We start from the raw sequence: 23,076 nt of genomic DNA on the forward strand, positions 1-23,076 counted from the left end.
CGTGATATATCTTATTGCAGTCTGTTCATTTCCGGAGGTCTCATGAATATTGACTCGAGAGTTTTTTCTGTGATACAGGCGATGTTATCGCCCGCGGTAATGATATCATGCTCAGGCCTGTTGCTCCTTGCCTTGACTCCCAAACTGGGCAGGGTCATAGATAGGATCCGTCTCCTGAACCAGGAGAAGACGAGTATTGCCAAAAAAACAACGCTGGCCGATATTGATACCGAACGTCTCCAAAGCATTGAACATCAGACCGAAATGCTGGTGTCCAGGGCGCAGCTACTGAAACGATCGAGCGGTGCAACACTTCTGGCCATTCTGTTCTTTGTAGTTACGTCCGCGTTCATCGGTTTATCATACGTATCGGGGCTGCATCTGGTTACACTGACGCTCATTGCGTTTATGGTGGGAATGTTTTTTGTTTTTGCTGGGGTAGGTTTTGCCTATTGGGAAATCCGCATTTCCCACAACACGATAAAAGAGGAGATTGAGGTATCGAGGACAATTGTCAGCCGTCTACTTCATAAATAACCTGTTTCTTTAATTGTTGGGTCTGGTTTTTTAGCCGCCGAGTATCCTCGCAGGCAGCATGATTATTGCCCTGAAGACCGATAGTACACCGTTCACTGCTATGCCGAACAACCTGAATGGCAGCAGGATAAGCCAGATAACAGGGTATAGTAGCAGAACCATTATTGCCAACGGCCAGCAGAGAACAAAAAGTATTAACCAAAGCAGAATCCTTATCAAGAAGTATCTCCTTTAGTAGAATTCTATTCCCTTTTCACAAAATGTCAACACTTTTTGTTTGTCGACACTCGTTGTAGTATTGAAAGATTATTCAGCAGCGGGTGAAGAGTGGCTGGATTTCTCTATACGTCGACCTCGAGTCTGGTAAACTTCCTTCAATTATGTATAATAATGTATCCATCGAATATGAATAATAAGAAGAAATTGCTTCTTGCTTCGAAATCGCCCCGTAGGCTACATCTTCTTGGTAGTATTGTGCCTGAAGACAGGATCGTGGTTATTGAGAGTAATATCGAGGAGAGATACGAACCGGGTGAGAACGCGGAGACTTTCTGCGAAAGAGTAGCCCGGAAAAAAGCGGCAGCGGTGTGGCGAAAATATGAAGGTGTCCAGGAGGATATTGCCGCCGTGATCGGTGCCGACACCGTAATATGGTACGGAAAGCATATTATTGGACAGCCGAAGGATGCAATTGACGCAATGCACATACTCAGGGAACTGAGTGGGAACTGTCATGAAGTCATCACCGGCGTTGCCGTATTCATTCCTTCTTGCGCGCGTTTTATCACTTTTGTTGTGCGAAGTAAAGTATGGATGCGGAAAGTTGATGAAAAGACGATAGAGGAATACGCGGCCACCGGTGAACCAATGGATAAAGCTGGTGCTTACGCGATACAGGGAAAAGGAAGAGTTTTGGTGGCGAAATACGAAGGGAGTTATTCCAACATCGTCGGGCTGCCGATCGAAGAGTTAAAAAAAGTCCTGGAAGGTGTAATCTCGTGAACGAACCGCGTGTGATCGTTATAGGCGGTGGTCCTTCCGGCATGATGGCTGCCGGCAGGGCAGCCGAGACTGGCTGTGAACTGATACTTGTCGAAAAAATGCAGCGCCTCGGCTCAAAACTGGCGATAACCGGCAAAGGACGCTGCAACCTTACAAACATGGGGGATGTTGAATCGTTCATTGAACACTATGGCAAGAACGGGAAATTCCTGCGCAATTGCTTCGCGCGATTTTTTAACCACGATGTGATCAATTTTTTTGAGACGAGGGGGGTCGGAACCGTGGTCGAAAGAGGACAGCGGGTCTTCCCGAGTTCTAATAACGCAGAAGACATAGTAGAATGCTTGTCTGCATTTGTGCAGACGAATGGAGTAGATATCAGAACAGGATTCGAAGTCGATGCGATAGTCGCAAAGGACAACCGTGTGACCGGCGTGCAGGGAAACGGTGTTGAGATACCTTGCTTTGCTGTAGTATTGGCTACGGGCGGACTTTCCTATCCGCTTACTGGCTCGACGGGTGCCGGATACAGGTTTGCCATGGACTTGGGGCATCGGGTGCGAAAGCCCGAACCAAACCTTGTGCCCCTTGAAATTGAAGAAGACTTTGTACGCGAGATGCAGGGTTTGAGTCTTAAGAACGTTGAGGTTAGTGCTTATGCGAGCGGTAAGAGGTTTGCTTGTCTTTTTGGTGAGATGTTGTTTACACATTTCGGCATTTCAGGCCCGATAATATTGACGATGAGCCGGGTGATAGTGCAAGAGCTTTATAGACACAAGGTTATCTTATCCGTTAATTTCAAACCGGCGCTTACAGCAGGGCAATTAGAACAGCGGCTTCTGCGCGAGTTTGATCAGTATGGCAAGATGAAATGCAGGAATGTTCTCAAGCATTTACTGCCCATTGCGGCGATCGATGTGTTCCTCAATCGGGCGCGCATACCAGCCGAGAAACATGCCTGTGAAATAACTCGTGAGGAACGCGAGAGATTGCTTCAGCATCTCATTGATTTCAGATTTACCGTGAGGGGGCCGCGTCCCATTGCCGAGGCAATTATTACTGATGGCGGAGTTGCACTGGATGAGATTGACCCTTATACGATGGAGTCTAAATTAATACGTGGTCTATTCTTCTGCGGTGAGGTGATCGACATCGCAGGGGATACCGGTGGGTACAACCTGCAAGCAGCTTTTTCGACAGGATACCTTGCCGGCGAGAGTGCGTGTAGCATGTGCAGAGCAGCAGAGAGTAATAACAGCAAATAGATGTAACAATATGGGAAGTACAACTATTGACCATGATGTCATTATTATTATAATCCACGAAAGGAGGTAAAATGCGTAAGCTATTATTTTTGTCTCTTGTTTTATTCGGTGTTCCTTCACTAATGCATGCAGATGTGTACACCACGATGAAGGGTATTATGGATGATATGACTGAATATGTCTATTTTCTTGAGGATAGTCTAAATCAAGAGATCGTTCATGTTCAGGCGGACATAATTACCAACAGTGGAGCGACATTCAGCAGAACACTGCATGAGGGATGGATATACGGTATAGCAGCCTTCGGAGACTGGCGTATCAAAGACCTGGATATTACGGTCTATATGGATGTTGAGGGCGAGTGGGTCGAAGTTATATCTGATGATGAGTCGGACAATCACCCGGTCGTCACAGTTGAACCCTATGAAACCAATAAGTATATGGTTGAGTTAACTGTATATAAATGGGAAGAGGATTTTAGTGCCGCACATTATGGTATGCTGATATACCATGAAATCGACTAAGTCGGACTGAGACTATTATGAAAAAAGACGAAAGTGTCTTTGAAAGGCTCACCGATGCCCTCGATAGCCTGCCCAACGGCTTTCCCAGGACACCTTCAAGAGTAGAGATCCTCATTCTGAAGAAGATCTTTTCCGAGGAAGAAGCCCTTCTCGCAAGCCAGCTCACTGCGACCTATGAACCGATCGCCGAGCTTGCCGAAAGGTTCGGTTCGGCAGAGGATGACCTGAAAACGCGTCTCGTTGACATGTCAAAGCGAGGACTCGTGTGGATGTCAAGAAAAGACGCGAAGCTCGTCTTTCGCCTCGCGCCGTTCGTGGTCGGTATCTACGAGTCGCAATTGGAAAATATGGACCATGAATTCGCGCATTTGTTCGAGGAATATATGGATAGTGGCGGTGCTGCAGGCATAATGAAACCGCAGCCCGCCTTGCATAGAGTTGTTCCAGCCCAGGATGCGGTCAAGTCTGAATGGATCCTCCCGTACGATGACATTAAGTTGATGTTGGAAAATTCTAAAAATTTCCGGGTGCGCGATTGTATCTGCCGGGTGCAGCAGGATGCGCTAAATGGCCGCAAGTGTGATTTTCCCGTAAAGAATTGTATCACATTTTCGCCTGTCGAACGTCCAAAGCATCCGAATGATATTACGAAAGAAGAAGCCATTGCTTTGCTGGATGAATCCGAAGAAATTGGGCTTGTTCACACCGTTAGTAATGTGATCAAGGACGTGTATTACGTATGCAATTGCTGCGGCTGTTGTTGTGCTATTCTGAGAGGAATTACTGATTGGGGCATTGAACAATCCGTTGCGCGTGCAAACTACTATGCTGTGATAGACGCGGATGCATGTAATTCATGTGGTATCTGTGTTGAGCGGTGCCAGGTGAAGGCGATCGTCGAAAAGGACGACGCGGTGGTTGTGCAATTGGATAAATGTATAGGCTGTGGTCTTTGTGTGACTGGTTGTCCGGTCCAAGCAGCCATGCTCGTGCGTAAGCCCGATAAAGAACTAATAGACCCTCCTGACGATTTTAACGCCTGGGAAAAAAAGCGTGTGGAAAACCGCGGTTTGCACGAAAAAATGTGAAGCTGACACGACGCGGCAGTAGTATATGAATCTGGATGATTACCGCGCCATCATCTTCGATCTATTTCATACCTTGACGTCAGCCGATATCATGCGATTACCGGGTAAGGGCACTAGCGAGCTTCTCGGCGTCTCGCGAGAAGATTGGAATAGGCAGTTGCTCGTCCACTCCGAGGAACGTTTGCGTGGAAAGATGACCGATCCATTCGGAATAATCGAGAAAATGGCCCATGCGATAGACCCCGGAATCAAGAACGAAACGATCAAAGGGGCAGTCACAAACCGTATAACGCGCTTCAAACAAGCCTTGGTCCATATCGAGGAGAATACTCTTACTACACTCGTTGCACTTAAGAAGAAGGACAAATTACTCGGTCTGATAAGCAACGCCGACGTAAATGAAATCCTCGGATGGCATGACTCGCCATTACGCAACTATTTCGATAGCGTTATCTTCTCTTGTAAGGTCGGTTACATAAAACCCGAAAAAGAAATCTATATGAAATGTCTTGAAGAACTCGGTGTTCTGCCAGAAGAAGCATTGTATATCGGCGATGGAGGCAGTGATGAACTAAAAGGAGCAAAAGAGGTCGGCATGACGACGGTCATGACGATTCATGTGATCAAGCATTTCTGGCCAGAGCGTATAGCCAAAGCGCGTGAATATGCTGATTTTGAAATTGACGGATTGGCAGAAGTCTTATCATTGAACAATTGAAGGAGGTTTTGTGTTAAAGGAATTCAAGGAATTTGCCATGCGCGGCAATGTAGTCGACATGGCAGTGGGTATTATTATCGGTGCGGCATTTGGCACCATCGTGAAATCACTGGTGTCAGATGTCATCATGCCGCCGATAGGTTTGCTTCTGGGCAATGTCGATTTTTCCAATCTCTTTGTAGTGCTCAAACAGGGTGCGGCTGCCGGTCCTTATGCTTCGCTCGCTGAAGCACAGGCCGCGGGCGCTGTTTCGATAAACTACGGCGCTTTCATTAATACGCTCGTCAGCTTTATCATCGTAGCTTTTGCTGTTTTTCTCGTGATCCGCGGCATCAACAAAATGAAAAGACAAAAGGAAGAACCTGCCGCCGAACCAATGACAAAAGCATGCCCATTCTGTCAGTCCACGATTCCGATCAAGGCAACCAGGTGTCCGTTCTGCACGTCTCAATTGAAAGAAACCTGATCGATCTACTACCGGGTTGTTCTAAGCCCTGGCACCGTTTGAGGTTCTGTATTACCTGTTTTTGCCTGTAGCCAAGGGTGATCTGACTTTTCAGGAGGGCTACCGCTATAGTCCGTTTGTTGTATTTCCTTGCTATTCGTGACATACTTGAGTAGTCACGAAAAATCTGCCAGCCTTTACGATATCTTTGACCAGAAACCTTGCGTGAGGCTGGTTTTCAAGTGGTGCGTGAATATGGCCGGTATGATTTCTCTGATTACGAGAAGGGTGGCGAGTTACTCATCATCGAAGCTGTAAAAAAAAGCAGTCACAGAGAAACCCATTGAGTTAGCGCAATTTATCCGTATAATGTAAGCGGTGAAGAGCGGAAAACACAAGGTTCGCGATAGATTGGAAGCGAAAAGCACGCGCGAAGCAATAGTGCGCGATTTGAAAAAACACGCCGAGCACCGTTACCGTAAGGGTGCAGAGGTGTATTTCAAGGAGGGTATTGTCTTGTATGGGGTCAGGTCGAATATCGTGCGTAAGATTGCAGCGGATTTCTTTCGCAAGATCAAGAAAGAAAATAAGAAAACAGTATTCTTGTTATGCGAGGAGTTATTAAACTCCAAATACAGCGAGGTAAAAACTATTGCTTTTGCATGGGCGTACGGTTTACATAAACAATATATTCCCGAGGATTTTCAAATCTTTGAATCATGGCTTAAAAAATATGTTTCCAACTGGGGTTCCTGTGATGATTTCTGCCGACACGCGTTCGGGGTATTCATCTATAGATATCCCAAGTTCCTGCCCAGCGTTTTTGCCTGGACGAATGCAAAAAACAGATGGCTGAGGCGGGCTGCCTCGGTGATTACGATATATTCCCTGCGTAAAGGCGCGCATTTGGATTTTGCGTTCAAGATAGCCGACGCCCTCATGCTAGATGAAGATTACTTGGTTCAGAATGGCTGCGGTTGGATGTTGAAGGATGCTAGCATAGTCTTTCCTTCACAAGTGCTGAGTTACGTGACCCGACACAAAGACGAAATGTCCAGAAGGGCATTGAGATATGCTATAGAAAGGTTCACCTCTGAGCAGAGGCGCGAGGTGATGGCAACCGGATAATCGATATGCAGAACAAAAGCCCGATCACCGATCACGATATTTACCTTTTCAAGGAAGGAAACCATTTTAGAATATATGAGAAACTGGGTGCTCATCTAGTTAAGAAAGGGAAGAAAGAAGGTACATATTTCGCAGTATGGGCTCCGAGTGCTGATGCGGTTTCTGTGATTGGAGACTTCAATGCCTGGAAACCAGGGGCGACTCCTCTTGGCGTGAGGTGGGATGGTTCTGGTATCTGGGAGGGTTTTGTACCCGATGTTCTTCATGGAACGTTATACAAATATCATATTGTATCGAAGCGCTACAATTATGAAGTTAACAAAGGAGATCCCTTTGCTTCATACTGGGAACAACCGCCAAGAACAGCAAGCATCGTATGGGATCTGGAATACGAGTGGCGCGATGATGAATGGATGAGTAAAAGGCATGAACACAACTCGTTGGATAGACCAATATCAATTTACGAGGTGCATCTTGGTTCATGGTTACGCGAGAACGACGGCGGTCAGTTCATGAACTACCGGGAACTTGCCCGGAAACTAGTAGTATACGTGAAAGAAATGGGCTTTACGCATGTCGAATTACTGCCGGTAATGGAGCATCCTTTCTACGGCTCCTGGGGTTATCAGGTATTAGGATACTTCGCGCCATCGAGCAGATATGGTTCGCCTCAGGATTTTATGTTCATGATCGAATATCTGCATAAAAACGGTGTCGGTGTAATACTGGACTGGGTACCATCGCATTTTCCTAATGACGAATATGGACTTGCGTATTTTGATGGTACTCATTTGTACGAGCATGCCGATCCGAGAAAAGGTTTGCATCCCGATTGGGATAGCTGTATTTTCAATTACGGGCGCAATGAGGTTAGGAATTTTCTCGTGAGCAGTGCTCTTTTTTGGCTTGACAAGTATCATGTAGACGGGCTTCGCGTCGATGCAGTGGCATCAATGTTATATCTCGATTATTCACGCAAAGACGGCGATTGGATTCCGAATCGTTATGGAGGTAGGGAAAATCTTGAAGCGATAGATTTCCTGCGAAAACTCAATGAGAGTGTTTACAGGGACTATCCGGATGTACAGACTGTTGCCGAAGAATCTACTGCGTGGCCAATGGTATCTCGTCCTGTATATGTCGGCGGCCTGGGTTTCGGTATGAAATGGAATATGGGCTGGATGCATGATACGCTGGAATACTTTGGCAGAGACCCGATTCATCGAAAATATCATCATGAGCAGTTGACTTTCAGTATTTGGTATGCTTTTTATGAAAATTTCGTTCTATCTCTCTCGCATGATGAAATGACCCATGGAAAGGGTTCATTGCTTTCCAAGATGCCTGGTGATGATTGGCAGAAGTTTGCCAATCTACGTCTTCTACTTGGGTACATGTACGCACATCCAGGAAAAAAACTGTTGTTTATGGGGAGTGAATTTGCCCAGTGGCGCGAGTGGGACCATGAGAAGGTCCTTGATTGGAACCTTCTCGAACAGACGCCTCACAGAGGCATTCAGAATTGGGTTCGCGAGCTCAACCGCATATACCGGGAGGAACCAGCGCTGCACGCAAGGGATTTTGAAGAGTCCGGGTTCGAGTGGATAGACTGCGGCAACTGGCAGGAGAGCGTTCTAATATTCCTCCGCAAGGCGAAGCACAAGACAGACAACATTGTGGTCGCCGGCAATTTCACGCCGATCCCCAGATACGACTACCGAATCGGTGTCTCCGGTTTGGGATTCTGGCGAGAGTTGTTGAATAGCGATGCAGAGGACTACGGCGGCAGCGGATTGGGCAATCTCGGCGGGGTAGAGGCTCAGCGTGAACCATGCCGCGGCAGAAAATATTCAATGGTGGTGACCTTGCCGCCGCTGTCAGTAGTTTTTTTCAAAAAGACAAAGAATCCCGATGAGCCGAAAAGATAATAGCCAACGAGGTCTTTTTAGTCATAGGAGTAGCGGTGTATTGCTGCATATTACCTGCCTGCCTTCGGGTTTCGGGATTGGAGACTTGGGTCCTGGGGCTCACAATTTCGCTGATTTCCTTTGCAGTTCGGGAATGCGTAGTTGGCAGATCTTGCCTCTGACTCCGGTGAATTACAGACGTGAATATTCACCCTACAACTGCATGTCGGCATTTGCTGGCAATAAATATCTGATCAGCCCGGAGATGATGGTTCGTGCCGGATACTTAACGAAGCGCGACTTGAGGAATACGCCCGTCTTTCCGAAAAGCAAAGTTGATTATGCCCGTGCGATTCGTTTCAAGGATCACCTTTTTGACAAGGCATATGAGCGTTTTAGTCAAGCAAAAGAGAAACGTAAGAGGTATTTGCGATTTTGCAGACGCAACGGTTACTGGTTGGCTGATTTTGCACTCTTTGTTGTTTTGAAAGATCGCATTGCCGGCAGAAGCTGGGCAGACTGGCCGGATCCCTTGAAAAAGAGGGGGCAAAAAGCGCTGAGCTTTCTCGAACAGAAGTTCCAAAAGGAGCTCGAGCGTGAAAAATTTTTGCAGTTCGTTTTCGATGAGCAATGGCAGGATTTGAAATCCTATTGTGCTGATAGAAAAATCCAGATCATAGGCGATATGCCCATATATGTTGATTTTGACAGCGTTGAAGTCTGGTCACATCCCCATATATTCAAGCTGGGCAAAGACATGAGACCGCTTTTCGTGTCAGGGGTGCCGCCTGATTATTTTAGTAATACGGGCCAGTTATGGGGAAATCCTGTATACGATTGGCATGCCATCCGGAGGGATGGATATCGATGGTGGGTACTACGCTTGGCACACAGTTTCCGTCTTTTCGATTGTATCAGGCTGGATCATTTCAGGGGTTTTGTTGCCTACTGGCAAGTATCTTCCCGTGCCAAAACCGCGAAGAACGGAAAATGGGTAAAGGCGCCTGCCCAAGATTTCTTGAAAACACTATATCATTCATTCTCGAATCTGCCTCTGATAGCGGAGGATCTTGGTACAATCACGCCTGACGTACGGGAGGTTATTCAACAATTCAGGTTGCCAGGCATGAAGGTTTTACTGTTTGCGTTTGGGGATGGTGCTGCGGAGAACCCCTACTTATTGCATAACCATGTTAAAAACTGCGTCGTCTATACTGGCACCCACGATAACAACACAGTAAGGGGTTGGTTCGAAAACGAGGCTTCAGAACGTGAAAAACAAAGACTATTCGCTTATCTCGGCAGAAAAGTTACTGCCCGGCAAGTGCATACAGAATTCCTTCGTCTTGCCATGATGTCGACGGCAAACACAGCAATTATTCCAATACAGGATATATTGGGTTTGGACAGCAGTTCCCGCATGAACCGTCCCGCAAGCATCAAAGGCAATTGGCGCTGGCGGTTATCGCCGCGGTATCTAACATCTTCTCTGGCCAGAAGGCTACGCACAATAAACGCATTGTATGGACGTACGTGATACACCGAGAGCAGACTATCGATGCCAAGCCGAAATCATCACGGTCAAATTCATTTTTGACTTGACATTTTGAGATATTCTTCTATACTTTCCTAAATTCAAGGTAAGGGAGGCGGTATGAAGAATCAAAATATGCTGTTTTGCAGTGGAAGACAGGTCTACACTTTATTTTATTGCGCATTGATACTTTCATTATTCATTCCATATTCTCTAAACGCTGCAACTTTTGTCGTCAACAGGACCATTCCGGACGATAACAACCCCGGCAGCCTGAGGTGGAGTATGAACGGCGCCAACATGAACCCAGGACCGGACACTATCGTGTTCAATATAGGTGGAACAGGTCCTTATGTCATAGCACCCATAATGCAGTTACCCGTGCTCACCGACCAGGCAGGAGTGCTCATTGATGGACTTTCGCAGCCTGGAACTTGGGCAGGAGCGAACCCGCCCACGACGGCCAATCTATTGATCGTGCTCGACGGCGCTAATGCCGGTGCGGCTCATGGTATTCACATATGGTCGTCCAATAACACTGTTCAGGGGCTCGTGGTGCAGAATTTCCAGCAGGACGGGATAAGGGTTCAGGCAAGGCCTGATGTGGCGCAGAATAACATTATATACTGCAACTTTGTTGGCACTGACCAGACCGGCACGCTTGATATCGGCAATGGATGGAACCTTCAGGGATTGTGGGCAGGCATATATATAATATGCACGCCAGGGACCCTTGGAGTGGCTATCAATAACATAGTGCAGGGTAACCTGGCATCCGGTAATTATGCCGAGGGCATTGGTATTGCAAGCTGCCCTCCGGGTGATGTCGGTTTCAACGCGGTGCTCTTCAACTACATAGGTACTGATATTGCGGGCGCAGTCGATCTGGGGAATGATCACGACGGTGTATATATTGGTGAGGGTGCCCATGACAATATTGTGGATAACAATCTCATCTCAGGAAATGATTTTGAAGGCGTCTGCATAATCGGTTATGCAGAAGCCGTGCCGCCGATCTACACCTATGCCAACACAGTAGCCAATAACACAATAGGGTTGAACATTGCCCAGGCACCCTTGCCGAACACGCGCGACGGGGTGAGCATCGGTGTATACGGTACATGGTATCAGGGTGGTTTTGCGACCGACAATATCATCGCTATGAATACCATCGCGCATAATGGGCGTAATGGTGTGCTTGTATGGGAAAGCGATTCGAACACGATAAATGCCGACCGTAATGCTATCAACCAGAATTCGATCTACAACAACAATTTACTGGGGATAGATCTTGATGATGACGGGGTCACACCTAATGATGGAGGTGACCCTGATTTTGGTGCCAACGAAGATCTCAATTTCCCGGTCATAACGAGCGCCGTATACAGTAACGGTCAAACAGCGATCACGGGTACGTTAGACATAGATACCGATCCTACTCAGGCTACAATTGAGATATTCAAGGCTAATCCCGATCCATCGGGATACGGTGAGGGGCAGATTTTCATCAATCTTACGAATCCTGTGGCAGGGGGGAATTGGTCTGCTGTTGTCACCGGGCTCGCTGTTGGAGATACGATCACCGCGACCACGACCGATATGAATTTCAACACTTCGGAATTCTGCCAGAACTACATCGTCGTGACCGGCATCGAAGAGAACAAAGAAGCATACGTTCCCGACCGATTTGAATTTGCCCAGAGCCGACCGAACCCGTTCACACACACGACTTCTATCAATTACGCGTTACCCGAAGAGAGCAATGTTGGTCTGCGTATCTTTGATATTTCTGGCAGGTTGATAAGAACGCTGGTGAACGGCGTGCGCATGCCCGGATCATACACCGTGCACTGGGATGGCACGGATGTCGAAGGACGGCGGGTCAGTCCTGGTGTTTATATTTGCATCCTTGATGCCGGTGAGTTCAGTGCAATGAGAAAGGTGATTTTCACGAGGTAACTACCTTACTATTTCTTGATAACAAAAAAGGGGCAGCATGGCTGCCCCTTTATTATTTGTGTATTACTACGCCAGTGCTTTCCAGATCATCTGCTGTAGTCCCATCACGTTGATCTTACCTTCGCCCTTGTCGGCCGCCGCGGTCGCTGCGGTTTTCAGTACTTGCTCACACGTGGCGCATGCCGTAACTATCGTATCGACTTTGGTTTTGAGAGCTTCCTCGATCCGGTTCGCTGCGATTCGGGAAGATAGCGGATTGTCGGAAACGAGAATCCCGCCGCCGCCGCCGCAGCATCTCGATGTGTTCTCTTTGAACTTCATTTCGACGAGTTCGAGACCGATCTGCTTGATGATTTCTCTTGGTTCTTTGATGACCTTGGCACCGCGTGATAGGTCGCACGGGTCATGGTATGTAACCTTGCCGCTCAGTTTCTTTAACTGTGCTCCTGGCAATTTCTCTGCGATGACCTGCATGGCATGTTTTGCTTTGATTTTGTAGGCCTCATTCAGGTATACCGTGCATGTGGGGCAGAGGGTTATCGCGTTGTCAAATGGAAAAAGTTCCTTGAATTTTTTCTGATGCGCTTCAAAATCCTTGACAAAACCCAGCGCTTCCATGGGATAGCCACAGCATACTTCTTTTATTACTTTTGGTTTGATACCAATTTTTTCGAAGAGCTTCAGGTACATTTTCGTTTGATTCGGACGTGCGAGGAACTGGCAGCCTACAAAGACAGGCGTTTCGCCGTCGCGTAGCGGAGCCATTACTTCAGTATCGGCGAAGATGTTCCCTGTTTTCTTGATATTTTCGATAAACGCCTTGTGGCTATCATAGGCGAAACCCGCTTCAACGAGGTCGGCGCGCGCAGCACGAACGATGTCGGGCACCTTCACCTTGGACGGACAGCGGCGGTTACAGTCACGGCACAACGTGCACTGGTACAGAGCACTGGCAACTGAATCGTCAACTTCGAGTTCTTTTTCGAGCATTCCGTATGACAGCACTATGCGTCCCCGGCTCGAAGGCGGGTCCCACATGAGATCGACAAAAGTGGGGCAGACGTTCTTGCAATAACCACACATCGTGCATGTCATCATTTCCTGCTCCAGTGCCGCGAGATGCCCTTCGAGTTTTCTTTCCGGGTTTGTTGGATAGCGGAGTTCATGCAGGAAATCGTCTTCCCACTGCCAGATCTTGTGAGGGTTCATTATGTTATTGGGATCGAGTGCCTCTTTGATGGCCTTCATCATCGGGATGGCGGTTTTTCGTTCACGGATGAAATCCTGTGCCTTTGTTATGCCGATGCCGTGTTCACCGGATGTCGTCCCGCCGAGCGCGTGGATCAATTCATAGATTTCCTTGACCGCGCTTTTTGCCTGTTTCCAGTGTTCCGGATTCGCTGCATTCATCAGTACTTTGGTGTGCATGTTGCCGTCGCCAACGTGTCCGTATGGCGGTATGATCAGATCGTATTTGTTTGAGATCTCCCAGATACCGGCGACCGCTTTTGGTATTTGCGATACTGGTACGGCCATATCATCCGCGAGCATTGTCGTTGTGTATTCCTCCTTCAACAGACTGAGTGAGGGTAACATTTGTTTGCGTGCTTTCCAGAGGTCTGCTATTCTCTTTTCATCTTCGGTGAAATCAACCGTAACCGCACCTGTCTGCTTGCAGATATCCGCCACGGTTTCTATGTCCCTCTTAATCACCTCGGGCTCGCCGTCCAACTTGATCAGCAACATACCGGCAACTTCGGGCAATCCCATGTTAGTGGCTTTGTTTACAGCTTTGATGCAGGGCTCAGACATTATCTCCAGTTCAGCGGGAATGAGTGGCCTGGCAATGATGTTTGCAACACATTGGCCGGCTTTTTCGAGATCATCAAATGCTGCAACGCAGGCGGCGACCTTGGCCGGCTTGGGCGCAATACGGATATTGGCTTCCGTGATAATACCCAGCGTACCTTCAGATCCGACGATCAGCCTCTCCAATTGATAACCACTTGAATGTTTGATAGTATTTGCACCAATTCGTACGATTTCACCAGTTGGGGTAACTACTTCAAGCCCCATCACGTAATCACGTGTTGCGCCGTATTTCACCGCTTGACCGCCCGAGGCATTCAGCGCGATCATGCCGCCTAGGGTGGCAACTTCGCTCGATGCCGGGCCTGGTATAAAGAACTTGTTCTTTGATATGGCTGCATTGAAGTCGTCACACACAACTCCAGGCTCTACTACACAGTATAGGTCGTTTATTCTGATGTCGCGTATTTTGTTCATGCGCTGCATATCGACGACAATCCCACCGTCAATCGGTACGGCCATGCCGCACAGACCCGAACCACCGCCGCGAGGCACAATCGGTATTTTGTGCTTGTTTGCCAGCATGATGACATCCTGTACCTGCTTTGCATTCTGTGGCTGAACGACTACGTCCGGTTTTTTACGGTGGATACCACCATCGAACGCGTAGACATATAGCTCAGCATTGTTTGTACGGCAATGTTCATTGCCAACGATATCCTGCAACTGCTTTATGATTTCTTTTTTCACTGACATTTAGCCCCCTTAATATAAGGTTTGCTTATCTAAATCCCTTCTGCAGGAGAAAATATTTTGTCTTTCTATGCTCTACTGCGGAAATTTCGAGAAAATATATCTAAAGGCTGACTAGATTTTTATTACTCACCACCCCGGCTTACTTTATCGACATGGTCCTGAATGAATTTTGTGAGTGAATCCGCGCCATTAGCCAGTTGTTTTAATTCCTCATCTAGATTTGATGGTTTGATTCTCACTATCCATCCGGCTCCGTATGGATCTTTATTGATCAGGCGACAGTCGTTCTCCAGTTCGCTATTCACTTCGACTATTTCTCCGGATATCGGTGATACGAATTTGCCGACCCACTTTGAAGATTGAATCTTGCCGCATGTCTCACCTTGACTCACTGAATCACCCTCAAATGGCAGGTCGACGTATGTTGTATCGCCTGCTTGTTTCTGATAGAAATCATCCATACCTACCCGCACGTTCCCGTCGTCCTCGACTTTCACCCACGTATTCTCATTATGATAATACAAATCCTCGGGTACGTTGTATCCCTGGATTTCCATCATATCCTCCTTTTTTGACCCTTGGTTGTGCAAAACCAGGAGCCGACCGTAATGCTATTATCATTGAATTTCTCGAAGAAGACCATTTGGTTTTTAGAGTTTAGAACCCTACGTTTAATGTTTGTATTATACTGAGATTTCCGGCGACGTCAATATACTTGGCTGAAGATCATATCTCAGCGCAAATATAGGCGAGGGGGTTGGGTTTCTTACTACCGTCTTTTGACTTGGGAAATTGCGATAGGGGCACGTCTGCACCCCACCTGCTTGCGTGTATGAATTTTCTGGGTCGATACACAAGCAGCTTCCTGCGTTTAGGTACGCTCAGGCTTGCATTCATCAGAAAAAGGATTCTTTCTTCACCCTTTTGCGCTACCGCATCGTCAATTGCTTGCTGCAGGCTGCGAAAAGGTTTTATGAAGATGCTGTTCATCAGGTCATCTTCAAGGCTGGTAACTGCCCACATCTGTGCCCAGCGTGCAATTTCGGCCATCTTGGCTGCCTTGTGGTACCCGAGTTTGAATTCTTTGTCTATCTTGTCCAGAGTATCTTGTGGCGTATGACAACTGCTCAGGAGTTTAACGAAGGTATCGCTACCAACACCCATACGGCATTTCGACACGAGAATGAGGATACCGTTGTCGTTGAGGGCAAGCTTACCGTTATCCAATGCTTTTTGCGACTGGTAAAGGTCGATGTCCATAGGGTATGGTGCAACAGCGACCACTATGTCTGCTTTGTCTTTGATTTCGACGGAGAAGACGCGATGAGCCTTATCGATTGCGGCTTTCAATGATTCGGTTATGTCGCCTGCGGTCGCTGCGTAGATCCTCTCATAGCGATCGAGAACGGTCATGATAGCGAAGATTTCTTTGTCTTTGATGGTTGTTATGGCATCCTCCATATCCTCGTGGACTGGGTTACCTTCAAGGCTTAGTGCCCTGGCGCTTGACTTCAATGCCAACTTGTGATTTTGCTCAATTGTTTTATATGAAGCAACGCCAGGGAGGAAGGATTTTCTGCCTCCGGTATAGCCAGCAAAATAATGAGGTTCTACCGAACCGATGATGACGATCTTATGCGCTTCTACAGCCATTTTGTTGACGTACATCTCTGTTCCGTTCTTCGATGTTCCAAGATAAACCATGTCCTCATCTTTCTTGGAATCGTGAGCGAATATTTTATCATGCAATTCAACGCGCAGCTCGCCAAATATCTCCTGGTATTCATCCTCGGTAGGCGCCCGGTGCATGCCGGTTGCAATGAGAAAACGCACATCTCTGTTCTTTATCAGGGGGTAGAGGATTTTAAGAACTTTCGCTGTGGGTGTTGGCCGGGTTGCGTCGTTTATGAGAAAAAGGATGTCTTTTGCATCGCCAATGAACTTCTCGAATGTGCTCGATTGAATTGGATTTTGCAGTGCTCGTACCAACGTTTTCTCTTCGTCCGTGGTTTCCACATCGTTTGGATAGATGATTTCGCCAACATTACGTTCGTCGACGTGCACATATATGTTCTCTCGTCCGTACGGAACCCCGATTTTCAACTTCATAGTGCTATTGCAGCCCGGCAAAAAAATACTGCACTCTATATGACGCCGGATGCCTCCAGTTTCTCGATTACCGCTTTTACCGCCGATGCGGATGTATGGAGAGCGTCTAACTCCTCGGGGATTAGTTCGAGTTCGATGATTTTTTCTACGCCGTGTTTGCCCAGCATAACGGGTACGCCGACGAAAATCCCGTCGATACCATACTCACCCCTCAAATAGGCTGAACAAGGAAGGATGCGTCTCTTGTCACGGATGATACATTCTACCATTTTTGCGACCGAAGCCGCAGGCGCATAGTAAGCACTTCCCGTTTTGAGATATGATACGATCTCTGCACCGCCCTTGCGGGTTCTTTCGATCAACTTATCGATATCATCTTTGGACATCAGTTCGGTAATGGGTATGCCGGCGACCGTTGAGTATCTAGGCAGAGGCACCATCGAATCACCATGCCCGCCGAGTACCATTGCGGTCGTATCGATGACCGAAACACCAAGCTTCTGTGACACAAAATAGCGGAATCTTATCGAGTCAAGGACGCCAGCCATGCCAATGACCTTCTTGAGTGCAAAACCCGTTGTTTTTAACGCCAAATAGGTCATCACATCAAGCGGGTTGGTTACCATTATGATTATAGAATTGGGAGCGAATTCGGCAGCTTTTTCGGAAACCGATTTGATGATTTTTGCGTTCGTGTTGAGCAGGTCATCGCGAGACATGCCCGGTTGCCGGGCGATTCCTGCAGTGATAACGACTATTTCCGAATCAACCATGCACGAGAAATCTGTACAACCACGCAGTTCGACATCATAACGTCGTATTGGCGCTGCCTCTTCAGCGTCGAGTGCTTTTCCTTCGGCAAGTCCTTCGACCACGTCGATTAGATAAACGTCTGCGATTTTGTGCTCGGCCAAGTATAATGCTACAGAACTGCCAACATTCCCGGCACCGATGATACTAACCTTTTTCATTTTTCAATCCTCCTCTTAGAGTTCCAGAGTATCTACCGCGTTTTTGATGACTGTAACTGATTCCTCGAACTGGCGGCGTTCTTCGATTGTCAAAGTGAGTTCTAGGACCTTTTCCACTCCGCCTGCGCCAATGATTGCGGGTACACCGAGGCAAAGGTCTTTCACGTCATATTCACCCTGTAGACAGGCCGATACGCAGAGGACTCGTTTGGCGTCCTTGATTATTGCTTCACATATTTCAGCAATCGCTGCAGCAGGTGCATAATGAGCAGTTGCGGTTTTTAGACGGGCGAGGATTTCGCTGCCGGCGCTTCTTGTACGTTTGATCAGGTTTTCAATTCTTTCCTGGGGTAATAGTTGAGTGATCGGGATGCCTTCTACGCTGGCATATCTGGGGATTATCACCATGAAATCGTGATGACCACCGATCACTACTGCTGTCGTGTTGGCCGTAGAAACCTGGAGTTCCTTGGAGATGAATTCACGCAGTCTTGTCGTATCCAGTACGCCGGTCATACCGATGACCTTTTTGGGATCGAATCCGCCCTTCTTCCATAAGTAACACGTAAGGGCATCAACCGGTTCTGTGATATTAATGATTATTGCCTCAGGTGCATACTGCTTTATCTGGGGAATGATTGGATCGAGTACCTTGGCGTTTGTTTCCAGTAGGTCAAGACGGGACATCTGGGGTTTCCTTACGTGCCCAGCAGTAATGACGACGACTTTTGAACCCGCGATCTCTTCAATGTTGTCAGAGCCATCGATCTTCGCATCGTAATATCTAACCGGTGCCGCTTCCATCAAGTCGAGTGCTTTGCCTTTTGCCCTGCCTTCCACAATATCGACCAGCATGACATCAGCGAAATTCTTCTCTCCTATGTAGAAAGCGGTGTTTGCGCCGACATTGCCAGCACCGATAATGCTTACCTTTTTCATAGACTATGCCTCCTCTTTATTGTAAGCCCACGCATCGGGTGGATTCTCCTAAATTGTTTCATCTAAGTAGCGTTTCTTATTCATTATAGTTAATATGCCTCAGATTCCGACGATTTCTGTCTGAACCCGCAAGGTACTTTGTTAGTCGGGTATATTATATCGATTCGCCAATAAAAGTCAATATTGGTGGAATTTAGACAATCTCCGGGACAGTCATACTACCGTTCAACAGAAACAGAACGCTTCGCTCTCGTCCTTTCAGCCCGATGGCATTATCCAGTGCAATCTGCAGCGTTTGAAATTTGGATATGCTCGCAGTTCGTAGAGTACTCTCGTCGATGTCAGTCACTGCCCAGATCTCGGCCTGGTTGCGCAGCGTCATTAGATTATATGCGTTGTGGTCGCCGAGTCGGTAGTTCGATTTCGCCTGATGAGCCGCCGCATCGATGCTGTCTACCGTTTCGAATAACCGTGCGAAGCTTTTGGGCCCCAGACCCTGCGGGCATGGCGAGACAACGATCAGTATGCCTCCCTGGGCAAGGGCCTGACGGCCGTGCTCGATCGCCTTGAGCGTTTGGTAGAGGTCGATGTCAAATGGATGTTGAGCAACTGTGACAACGATTTCTGCTTTTGTTCTGATCTTTGCCACGAATAATTGCCTGATTGCATCGGTGGCGATCTCCAATGTCCTGACGATGGGTCCGGTATATGCCAAGTGAACGTTCTGGCGTTCATCCAGGATCATCTGGATTGAATATAGTCTCTCTGCACCGACAGCCGCCGTGCGATCGAGCATTTCCTCATGAACTGGATTTCCATCGAGTTTGAGAGGTCTCGCATTTGCATCCAGCGCGAGTTTGTGATTTTTTTCAATTGTGCGGTAGCCCGCGACACCTGGCAAGAGCGCTTTTCTATCCCCGGTATAGCCGGCGAAGTAATGCGGTTCGACAGAACCTATGATCAACGTTTTGTCATTTCTCGCAATCATTCTATGCAACCATATATCATTACCGTATCTTGTTTTCCCGATGTGGTCGAGCAGGCTGTCATCCCCGGCGTCGTGAATCGTAATCTTTTCTTTGTATGCATCATACTGCTTGCCGAAAATCTTCATCAATTCTTGTTTGCTCGGTGCACGGTGCGCGCCTGTTGCGACCAAGAAATCGATGTCTCGGTCCTCGATGAATTCATGTATGACAGAAAGTACCAAACCCGTCCTGGTTGGCCTTGCCGTATCATTGACTATTATGTTTACCCTGCCCGCGTTGCCAATGAAATCGAGTAATGATTTTCCTTCCAGTGGATTTTTTATGGCATCTATCAGGGTTTTCTCTGCACTCCCAGAGGGAGACCCGTGCATGCTGATGACATCGAGTATGTATTTATCATCAACTTCGATCTGCAGTGTTTTGTCGCCGTACGGCAATCCAAGTCTCTTCATATTGTATATCGATACCCGTTGTTTAGCAGGAGCAATATCCACATTAATGAATCATTTCCGGATGTGAGCGTGGATGAAAATATCATAATTGTGTAATCAATCATATCTGTTATAGAAGGGAAGTCAATATCGTTTTACCTCGGTAACTTGACAATTCACTGAAAATACTTATAATAGATTGAATGTTGTGTCTCTTTTTTTTGCTAATAAATTACGATCCGCAAACACTCACGGTACCTCCATTCAAACACACCCTGGGTTTTCATCGAGCATCGAGATATTATCTGCAGCTCTTTCTGGGCCCGACTTATGATTATGATGATCCCCAGGGCGTGGTTGCCGTTAAGCTGAAAGAACTCGATAATCCCAAAACGCGCAGGGATGATGATGAGTTGACTATCTTCGCGGTCAATGCCGGGGTGGGGCATGTATTGTACAATACAGGTCTGTCCTCTGTTAAAGTGTATGGTGATGATCGAATGTTTTCAGAACCCAAGGGCATCACCGCGAACGAGGACGGTCTTGTCGTGTTGGCTGACTATGGCAACCGGAGGATCGTGAAACTCCAGTACCGAGGAGGCAATCTCGAGCAGATAGGGGAGATTTCTACGCCCGGGCGTCCTTTCGGAGTATGCCTTGACTCTGAAAATAACCTGTATGTGACGGATTTTGACAGTTCGAAGATATACATTTTTTCCCCCGCCGATTCCCTATTGTTATCATTTGGCATACCCGGACGGGCTTATGGAGAGATCTATCAGCCAATGGGTATCGCGGTTATCGATGCCCGTGCTCCTGATAACTTGCACAATGATGATTACATCGTTGTGACCGATAATTATGGTACAAGGGTCTCCAAGTTCACCCGCCAGGGAAGGTTTCTTGGCTCTGTTCACGATTTCGAATTGGGTCTTGCAGACGTCTACATGCACTATGTTGCGCTGGATTCGTACGGTAGTATATACGTAACGGATGAGGTCAATGACCAAATCCACAAATTTGACCATGATCTCAAATATATAATCTCGGTTGGCAGAACCGGCGCCGGGAAAGGCGAATTTATCTCACCCCGGGGTATTACGATATGGCGTAGGTATGGGCAGGTTTTCGTTTCCGAAAAACAAGGTGGTCAGTATTTATGGTTGGCTGTCGACGGTTTTGTGGTCGGTTGCTTCCCGGGAGAGTTCTCGGCTATCAGGCCCGGTACGACGCTGGCAATATACCTCACAGATGAGGCGCGTGTTTTCATAACGGTCGTTAACCAGCGAGGTGAGAAGATACGTGATTTCATTGAGGGGATAAGGCGACTGCCGGGTGAATATCTGGTAGTTTGGGATGGACTGGATAATGACAATAGATTAGTACCACCCGGTGAATATTTGTTCCAGATCAGACTGCAAGGTCTGCAGGGACATGGTAGAAGGATAAATAAGACAATGCAGGCAGGTGTTAAATGTGTCGTATCATAACTTTAGTAATGATCCCCATCTTGCTGTTGGGGACAAAGTATGCAGGAGAGTTTCAGGAATTGCAGGTCGGTGCGCGTGCGAGCGCTATGGGCGGTACCGGCATTGCGCAATTCGGCGATCCGACGGTGTTATATTTCAATCCAGCTGGTACTTTTTTCATCTCACGTAGCGCGCACTTGATGCACGCCGAAAATTTTGCCGGTGTCGTAAAGAATGATTTCGGAGCGATTGTTCTGCCCCGCGGTAACATGAGTTTGGGTTTTGGCGTCCAGTACGTGCACACGAGTGGCATAAAACTTACAACATTGCCCGATACTACTTTGGACCCTGGAAGTGGTAATGTGCCCATCCCTTACGATACCGTGGGCACGGCGGATTTTCTTTTTTACATAAACGGATCCAAGGGCAATGACCGGTTCTCTGTGGGCGCAAACATAAAAGTGTTCTACCGCGATCTGAATGCGATAACCGGTTACGGTGGCGGTTTAGATCTTGGCGTGGCTTATAAAGTCGAGTATCTGAGGGTTGGTCTGGCAGTGCGTGACTTTGTATTGTCTCCTCTTATCTGGAGCAGTGGGACGAAGGAGACGATATTACCGAAAATAGCGTTGGGCGTTGCCCCGGTCTTGCTCCTTAGAGCAATTAACTCGACCGTAACGCTTGAAGCAGATATTGTGAAGACGATCGATGTGGTAGGTTTTGATGTCAACCTGGGTCTCGAATACGGTTACCGTGATCTACTTTTCGGGAGAATGGGTATTTATCGGGGTAATTATACTCTGGGCATAGGTCTTCAATATAAGAAATTCAGCCTTGATTATGCTTTCATGGCGCATCCTGATCTGAATAATTCAAACAAATTGTCTGCGGGGATAAGATTCTAATAAAAGCGGAAGTATTTAGAAAACTGCTCAATCTGTGGGCAATCTTTATCCCCATAACCTATCAGTTATCTCCAGAACCGCGTGGACGAATGCTTCTTGCCATGGTATGTTTTGCTGTCGGCATCGTAGATTTTCTACGTCTTCATATTAATGGTATCAAGGAAGCTTTCATATTGTTCTTTGGTTCATTCTTGCGCCGGCATGAAATCAGACGACTGAGTGGTGCTTCATATCTGCTGCTTGGATGTTTCATAACCTCATTGCTTTATGGCAAGCCGATCGTTGTAGCTGCGTGTTCTTACATAATCGTTGGTGATACATTCGCGGCGATTTTTGGCCAGAACATAAAAAGCCCCAGAATATTCCAGAACAAGACAGTACTGGGTACTTTGGCTTTTCTCGTTGCATCTATGATCAGTGCTTATTTACTGTATATTCTCACGGGATCATTGCCTCTTTGGCATCTGATCGTCGGAGCCATTGCCGCTTCGGTTTTCGAATCGCTTCCATTGCCGTTGGATGACAATTTTTCAGTACCGATCATAACCGGGTTCATAATGAGTCTTCTGTAAGAAAAAAGGCCCCGTGAGG

The 23,076-nt window shown here is 47.3% G+C and carries 21 protein-coding genes; 14 read left to right on the forward strand and 7 right to left on the reverse strand.

Features of this window, described 5'->3' with window-relative positions; all coding sequences use genetic code 11:
• Positions 1–42: 42 nt before the first annotated feature.
• Positions 43–537: a DUF2721 domain-containing protein gene (locus OEV79_06810; protein MDH4211144.1), complete on the forward strand. Its 495-nt coding sequence runs from the start codon at positions 43–45 to the stop codon at positions 535–537.
• Positions 538–567: 30 nt separating this feature from the next.
• Here OEV79_06810 and OEV79_06815 read toward each other — a convergent pair whose 3' ends face one another.
• A complete protein-coding gene (locus OEV79_06815; protein ID MDH4211145.1) occupies positions 568–756 on the reverse strand; it encodes a hypothetical protein in 189 nt (62 codons plus the stop codon).
• A gap of 186 nt (positions 757–942) precedes the next feature.
• Between OEV79_06815 and OEV79_06820 the strand changes: the two genes are divergently transcribed.
• From OEV79_06820 to OEV79_06865, 10 genes are all read left to right on the forward strand, one after another.
• Positions 943–1,539: a Maf family protein gene (locus OEV79_06820; GenBank protein ID MDH4211146.1), complete on the forward strand. Its 597-nt coding sequence runs from the start codon at positions 943–945 to the stop codon at positions 1,537–1,539.
• Positions 1,536–2,804 (forward strand): NAD(P)/FAD-dependent oxidoreductase, encoded by a 1,269-nt coding sequence (locus tag OEV79_06825; GenBank protein MDH4211147.1) that lies wholly within the window; start codon positions 1,536–1,538, stop codon positions 2,802–2,804. The genes OEV79_06820 and OEV79_06825 overlap by 4 nt, the downstream gene beginning before the upstream one ends.
• Positions 2,805–2,875: 71 nt before the next feature.
• Positions 2,876–3,328, forward strand: a complete 453-nt coding sequence (locus tag OEV79_06830; protein MDH4211148.1) for a hypothetical protein — start codon at positions 2,876–2,878, stop codon at positions 3,326–3,328.
• Between the two features lie 17 nt (positions 3,329–3,345).
• The gene (locus tag OEV79_06835; GenBank protein MDH4211149.1) at positions 3,346–4,416 is read left to right on the forward strand and encodes a 4Fe-4S binding protein; all 1,071 of its coding nucleotides are present in this window, start codon (positions 3,346–3,348) and stop codon (positions 4,414–4,416) included.
• A 25-nt stretch (positions 4,417–4,441) separates the two neighbouring features.
• Positions 4,442–5,134 carry an HAD family hydrolase gene (locus OEV79_06840; protein MDH4211150.1) on the forward strand — a complete coding sequence of 231 codons (693 nt, stop codon included), beginning with the start codon at positions 4,442–4,444 and terminating at the stop codon, positions 5,132–5,134.
• 10 nt (positions 5,135–5,144) lie between these two features.
• Complete coding sequence (gene mscL / locus OEV79_06845) at positions 5,145–5,600, forward strand: large conductance mechanosensitive channel protein MscL (GenBank protein ID MDH4211151.1); 456 nt, start codon at positions 5,145–5,147, stop codon at positions 5,598–5,600.
• Positions 5,601–5,957: 357 nt separating this feature from the next.
• Complete coding sequence (locus OEV79_06850; protein MDH4211152.1) at positions 5,958–6,707, forward strand: DNA alkylation repair protein; 750 nt, start codon at positions 5,958–5,960, stop codon at positions 6,705–6,707.
• A 5-nt stretch (positions 6,708–6,712) separates the two neighbouring features.
• On the forward strand, positions 6,713–8,635 hold the full coding sequence (gene glgB / locus OEV79_06855; protein MDH4211153.1) for a 1,4-alpha-glucan branching protein GlgB: 1,923 nt from the start codon (positions 6,713–6,715) through the stop codon (positions 8,633–8,635).
• Positions 8,619–10,151: a 4-alpha-glucanotransferase gene (gene malQ / locus OEV79_06860; protein MDH4211154.1), complete on the forward strand. Its 1,533-nt coding sequence runs from the start codon at positions 8,619–8,621 to the stop codon at positions 10,149–10,151. The genes glgB and malQ overlap by 17 nt, the downstream gene beginning before the upstream one ends.
• A 117-nt stretch (positions 10,152–10,268) precedes the next feature.
• Positions 10,269–12,107, forward strand: a complete 1,839-nt coding sequence (locus tag OEV79_06865) for a T9SS type A sorting domain-containing protein (protein MDH4211155.1) — start codon at positions 10,269–10,271, stop codon at positions 12,105–12,107.
• 66 nt (positions 12,108–12,173) lie between these two features.
• Here the strand turns inward: OEV79_06865 and OEV79_06870 are convergent, their stop codons facing one another.
• The 6 genes from OEV79_06870 to larA (OEV79_06895) form a co-directional block, all read right to left on the reverse strand.
• The gene (locus tag OEV79_06870; GenBank protein ID MDH4211156.1) at positions 12,174–14,672 is read right to left on the reverse strand and encodes an FAD-binding oxidoreductase; all 2,499 of its coding nucleotides are present in this window, start codon (positions 14,670–14,672) and stop codon (positions 12,174–12,176) included.
• 122 nt (positions 14,673–14,794) lie between these two features.
• Entirely contained in the window at positions 14,795–15,232 is a 438-nt protein-coding gene (gcvH, locus tag OEV79_06875; GenBank protein MDH4211157.1) for a glycine cleavage system protein GcvH, read from the reverse strand.
• Positions 15,233–15,398: 166 nt separating this feature from the next.
• Entirely contained in the window at positions 15,399–16,775 is a 1,377-nt protein-coding gene (larA, locus tag OEV79_06880) for a nickel-dependent lactate racemase (protein MDH4211158.1), read from the reverse strand.
• A 41-nt stretch (positions 16,776–16,816) separates the two neighbouring features.
• Positions 16,817–17,752, reverse strand: coding sequence for a malate dehydrogenase (gene mdh, locus OEV79_06885; GenBank protein MDH4211159.1), 936 nt, complete (start codon positions 17,750–17,752; stop codon positions 16,817–16,819).
• 15 nt (positions 17,753–17,767) lie between these two features.
• Complete coding sequence (mdh, locus tag OEV79_06890) at positions 17,768–18,691, reverse strand: malate dehydrogenase (protein ID MDH4211160.1); 924 nt, start codon at positions 18,689–18,691, stop codon at positions 17,768–17,770.
• Positions 18,692–18,884: 193 nt separating this feature from the next.
• On the reverse strand, positions 18,885–20,132 hold the full coding sequence (larA, locus tag OEV79_06895; protein ID MDH4211161.1) for a nickel-dependent lactate racemase: 1,248 nt from the start codon (positions 20,130–20,132) through the stop codon (positions 18,885–18,887).
• Positions 20,133–20,314: 182 nt separating this feature from the next.
• Between larA (OEV79_06895) and OEV79_06900 the strand changes: the two genes are divergently transcribed.
• From OEV79_06900 to OEV79_06910, 3 genes are all read left to right on the forward strand, one after another.
• On the forward strand, positions 20,315–21,601 hold the full coding sequence (locus tag OEV79_06900; GenBank protein MDH4211162.1) for an NHL repeat-containing protein: 1,287 nt from the start codon (positions 20,315–20,317) through the stop codon (positions 21,599–21,601).
• The gene (locus OEV79_06905) at positions 21,586–22,485 is read left to right on the forward strand and encodes a hypothetical protein (GenBank protein MDH4211163.1); all 900 of its coding nucleotides are present in this window, start codon (positions 21,586–21,588) and stop codon (positions 22,483–22,485) included. Before OEV79_06900 ends, OEV79_06905 begins: the two co-directional genes overlap by 16 nt.
• Positions 22,486–22,574: 89 nt before the next feature.
• Positions 22,575–23,057, forward strand: a complete 483-nt coding sequence (locus OEV79_06910; protein ID MDH4211164.1) for a hypothetical protein — start codon at positions 22,575–22,577, stop codon at positions 23,055–23,057.
• Positions 23,058–23,076 lie beyond the last annotated feature (19 nt).

Source organism: candidate division WOR-3 bacterium (genome assembly GCA_029858255.1).
Classification (GTDB): Bacteria; Hydrothermota; Tepidihabitantia; order SM23-42; family SM23-42; genus SM23-42.

Bases quoted from the DNA above. Each gene is read 5' to 3' on its own strand.
- larA (MDH4211161.1), bottom strand. From the start codon at position 20,132: ATGAAGAGACTTGGATTGCCGTACGGCGACAAAACACTGCAGATCGAA.
- OEV79_06840 (MDH4211150.1), top strand. From the start codon at position 4,442: ATGAATCTGGATGATTACCGCGCCATCATCTTCGATCTATTTCATACC.
- OEV79_06810 (MDH4211144.1), top strand. From the start codon at position 43: ATGAATATTGACTCGAGAGTTTTTTCTGTGATACAGGCGATGTTATCG.
- OEV79_06900 (MDH4211162.1), top strand. From the start codon at position 20,315: ATGTTGTGTCTCTTTTTTTTGCTAATAAATTACGATCCGCAAACACTC.
- mdh (MDH4211160.1), bottom strand. From the start codon at position 18,691: ATGAAAAAGGTAAGCATTATCGGTGCTGGCAATGTCGGCGCAAACACC.
- OEV79_06870 (MDH4211156.1), bottom strand. From the start codon at position 14,672: ATGTCAGTGAAAAAAGAAATCATAAAGCAGTTGCAGGATATCGTTGGC.
- gcvH (MDH4211157.1), bottom strand. From the start codon at position 15,232: ATGATGGAAATCCAGGGATACAACGTACCCGAGGATTTGTATTATCAT.
- malQ (MDH4211154.1), top strand. From the start codon at position 8,619: ATGAGCCGAAAAGATAATAGCCAACGAGGTCTTTTTAGTCATAGGAGT.
- OEV79_06910 (MDH4211164.1), top strand. From the start codon at position 22,575: ATGCTTCTTGCCATGGTATGTTTTGCTGTCGGCATCGTAGATTTTCTA.
- OEV79_06830 (MDH4211148.1), top strand. From the start codon at position 2,876: ATGCGTAAGCTATTATTTTTGTCTCTTGTTTTATTCGGTGTTCCTTCA.
- OEV79_06835 (MDH4211149.1), top strand. From the start codon at position 3,346: ATGAAAAAAGACGAAAGTGTCTTTGAAAGGCTCACCGATGCCCTCGAT.
- OEV79_06905 (MDH4211163.1), top strand. From the start codon at position 21,586: ATGTGTCGTATCATAACTTTAGTAATGATCCCCATCTTGCTGTTGGGG.
- mdh (MDH4211159.1), bottom strand. From the start codon at position 17,752: ATGAAAAAGGTTAGTATCATCGGTGCCGGGAATGTTGGCAGTTCTGTA.
- glgB (MDH4211153.1), top strand. From the start codon at position 6,713: ATGCAGAACAAAAGCCCGATCACCGATCACGATATTTACCTTTTCAAG.
- OEV79_06820 (MDH4211146.1), top strand. From the start codon at position 943: ATGAATAATAAGAAGAAATTGCTTCTTGCTTCGAAATCGCCCCGTAGG.
- OEV79_06865 (MDH4211155.1), top strand. From the start codon at position 10,269: ATGAAGAATCAAAATATGCTGTTTTGCAGTGGAAGACAGGTCTACACT.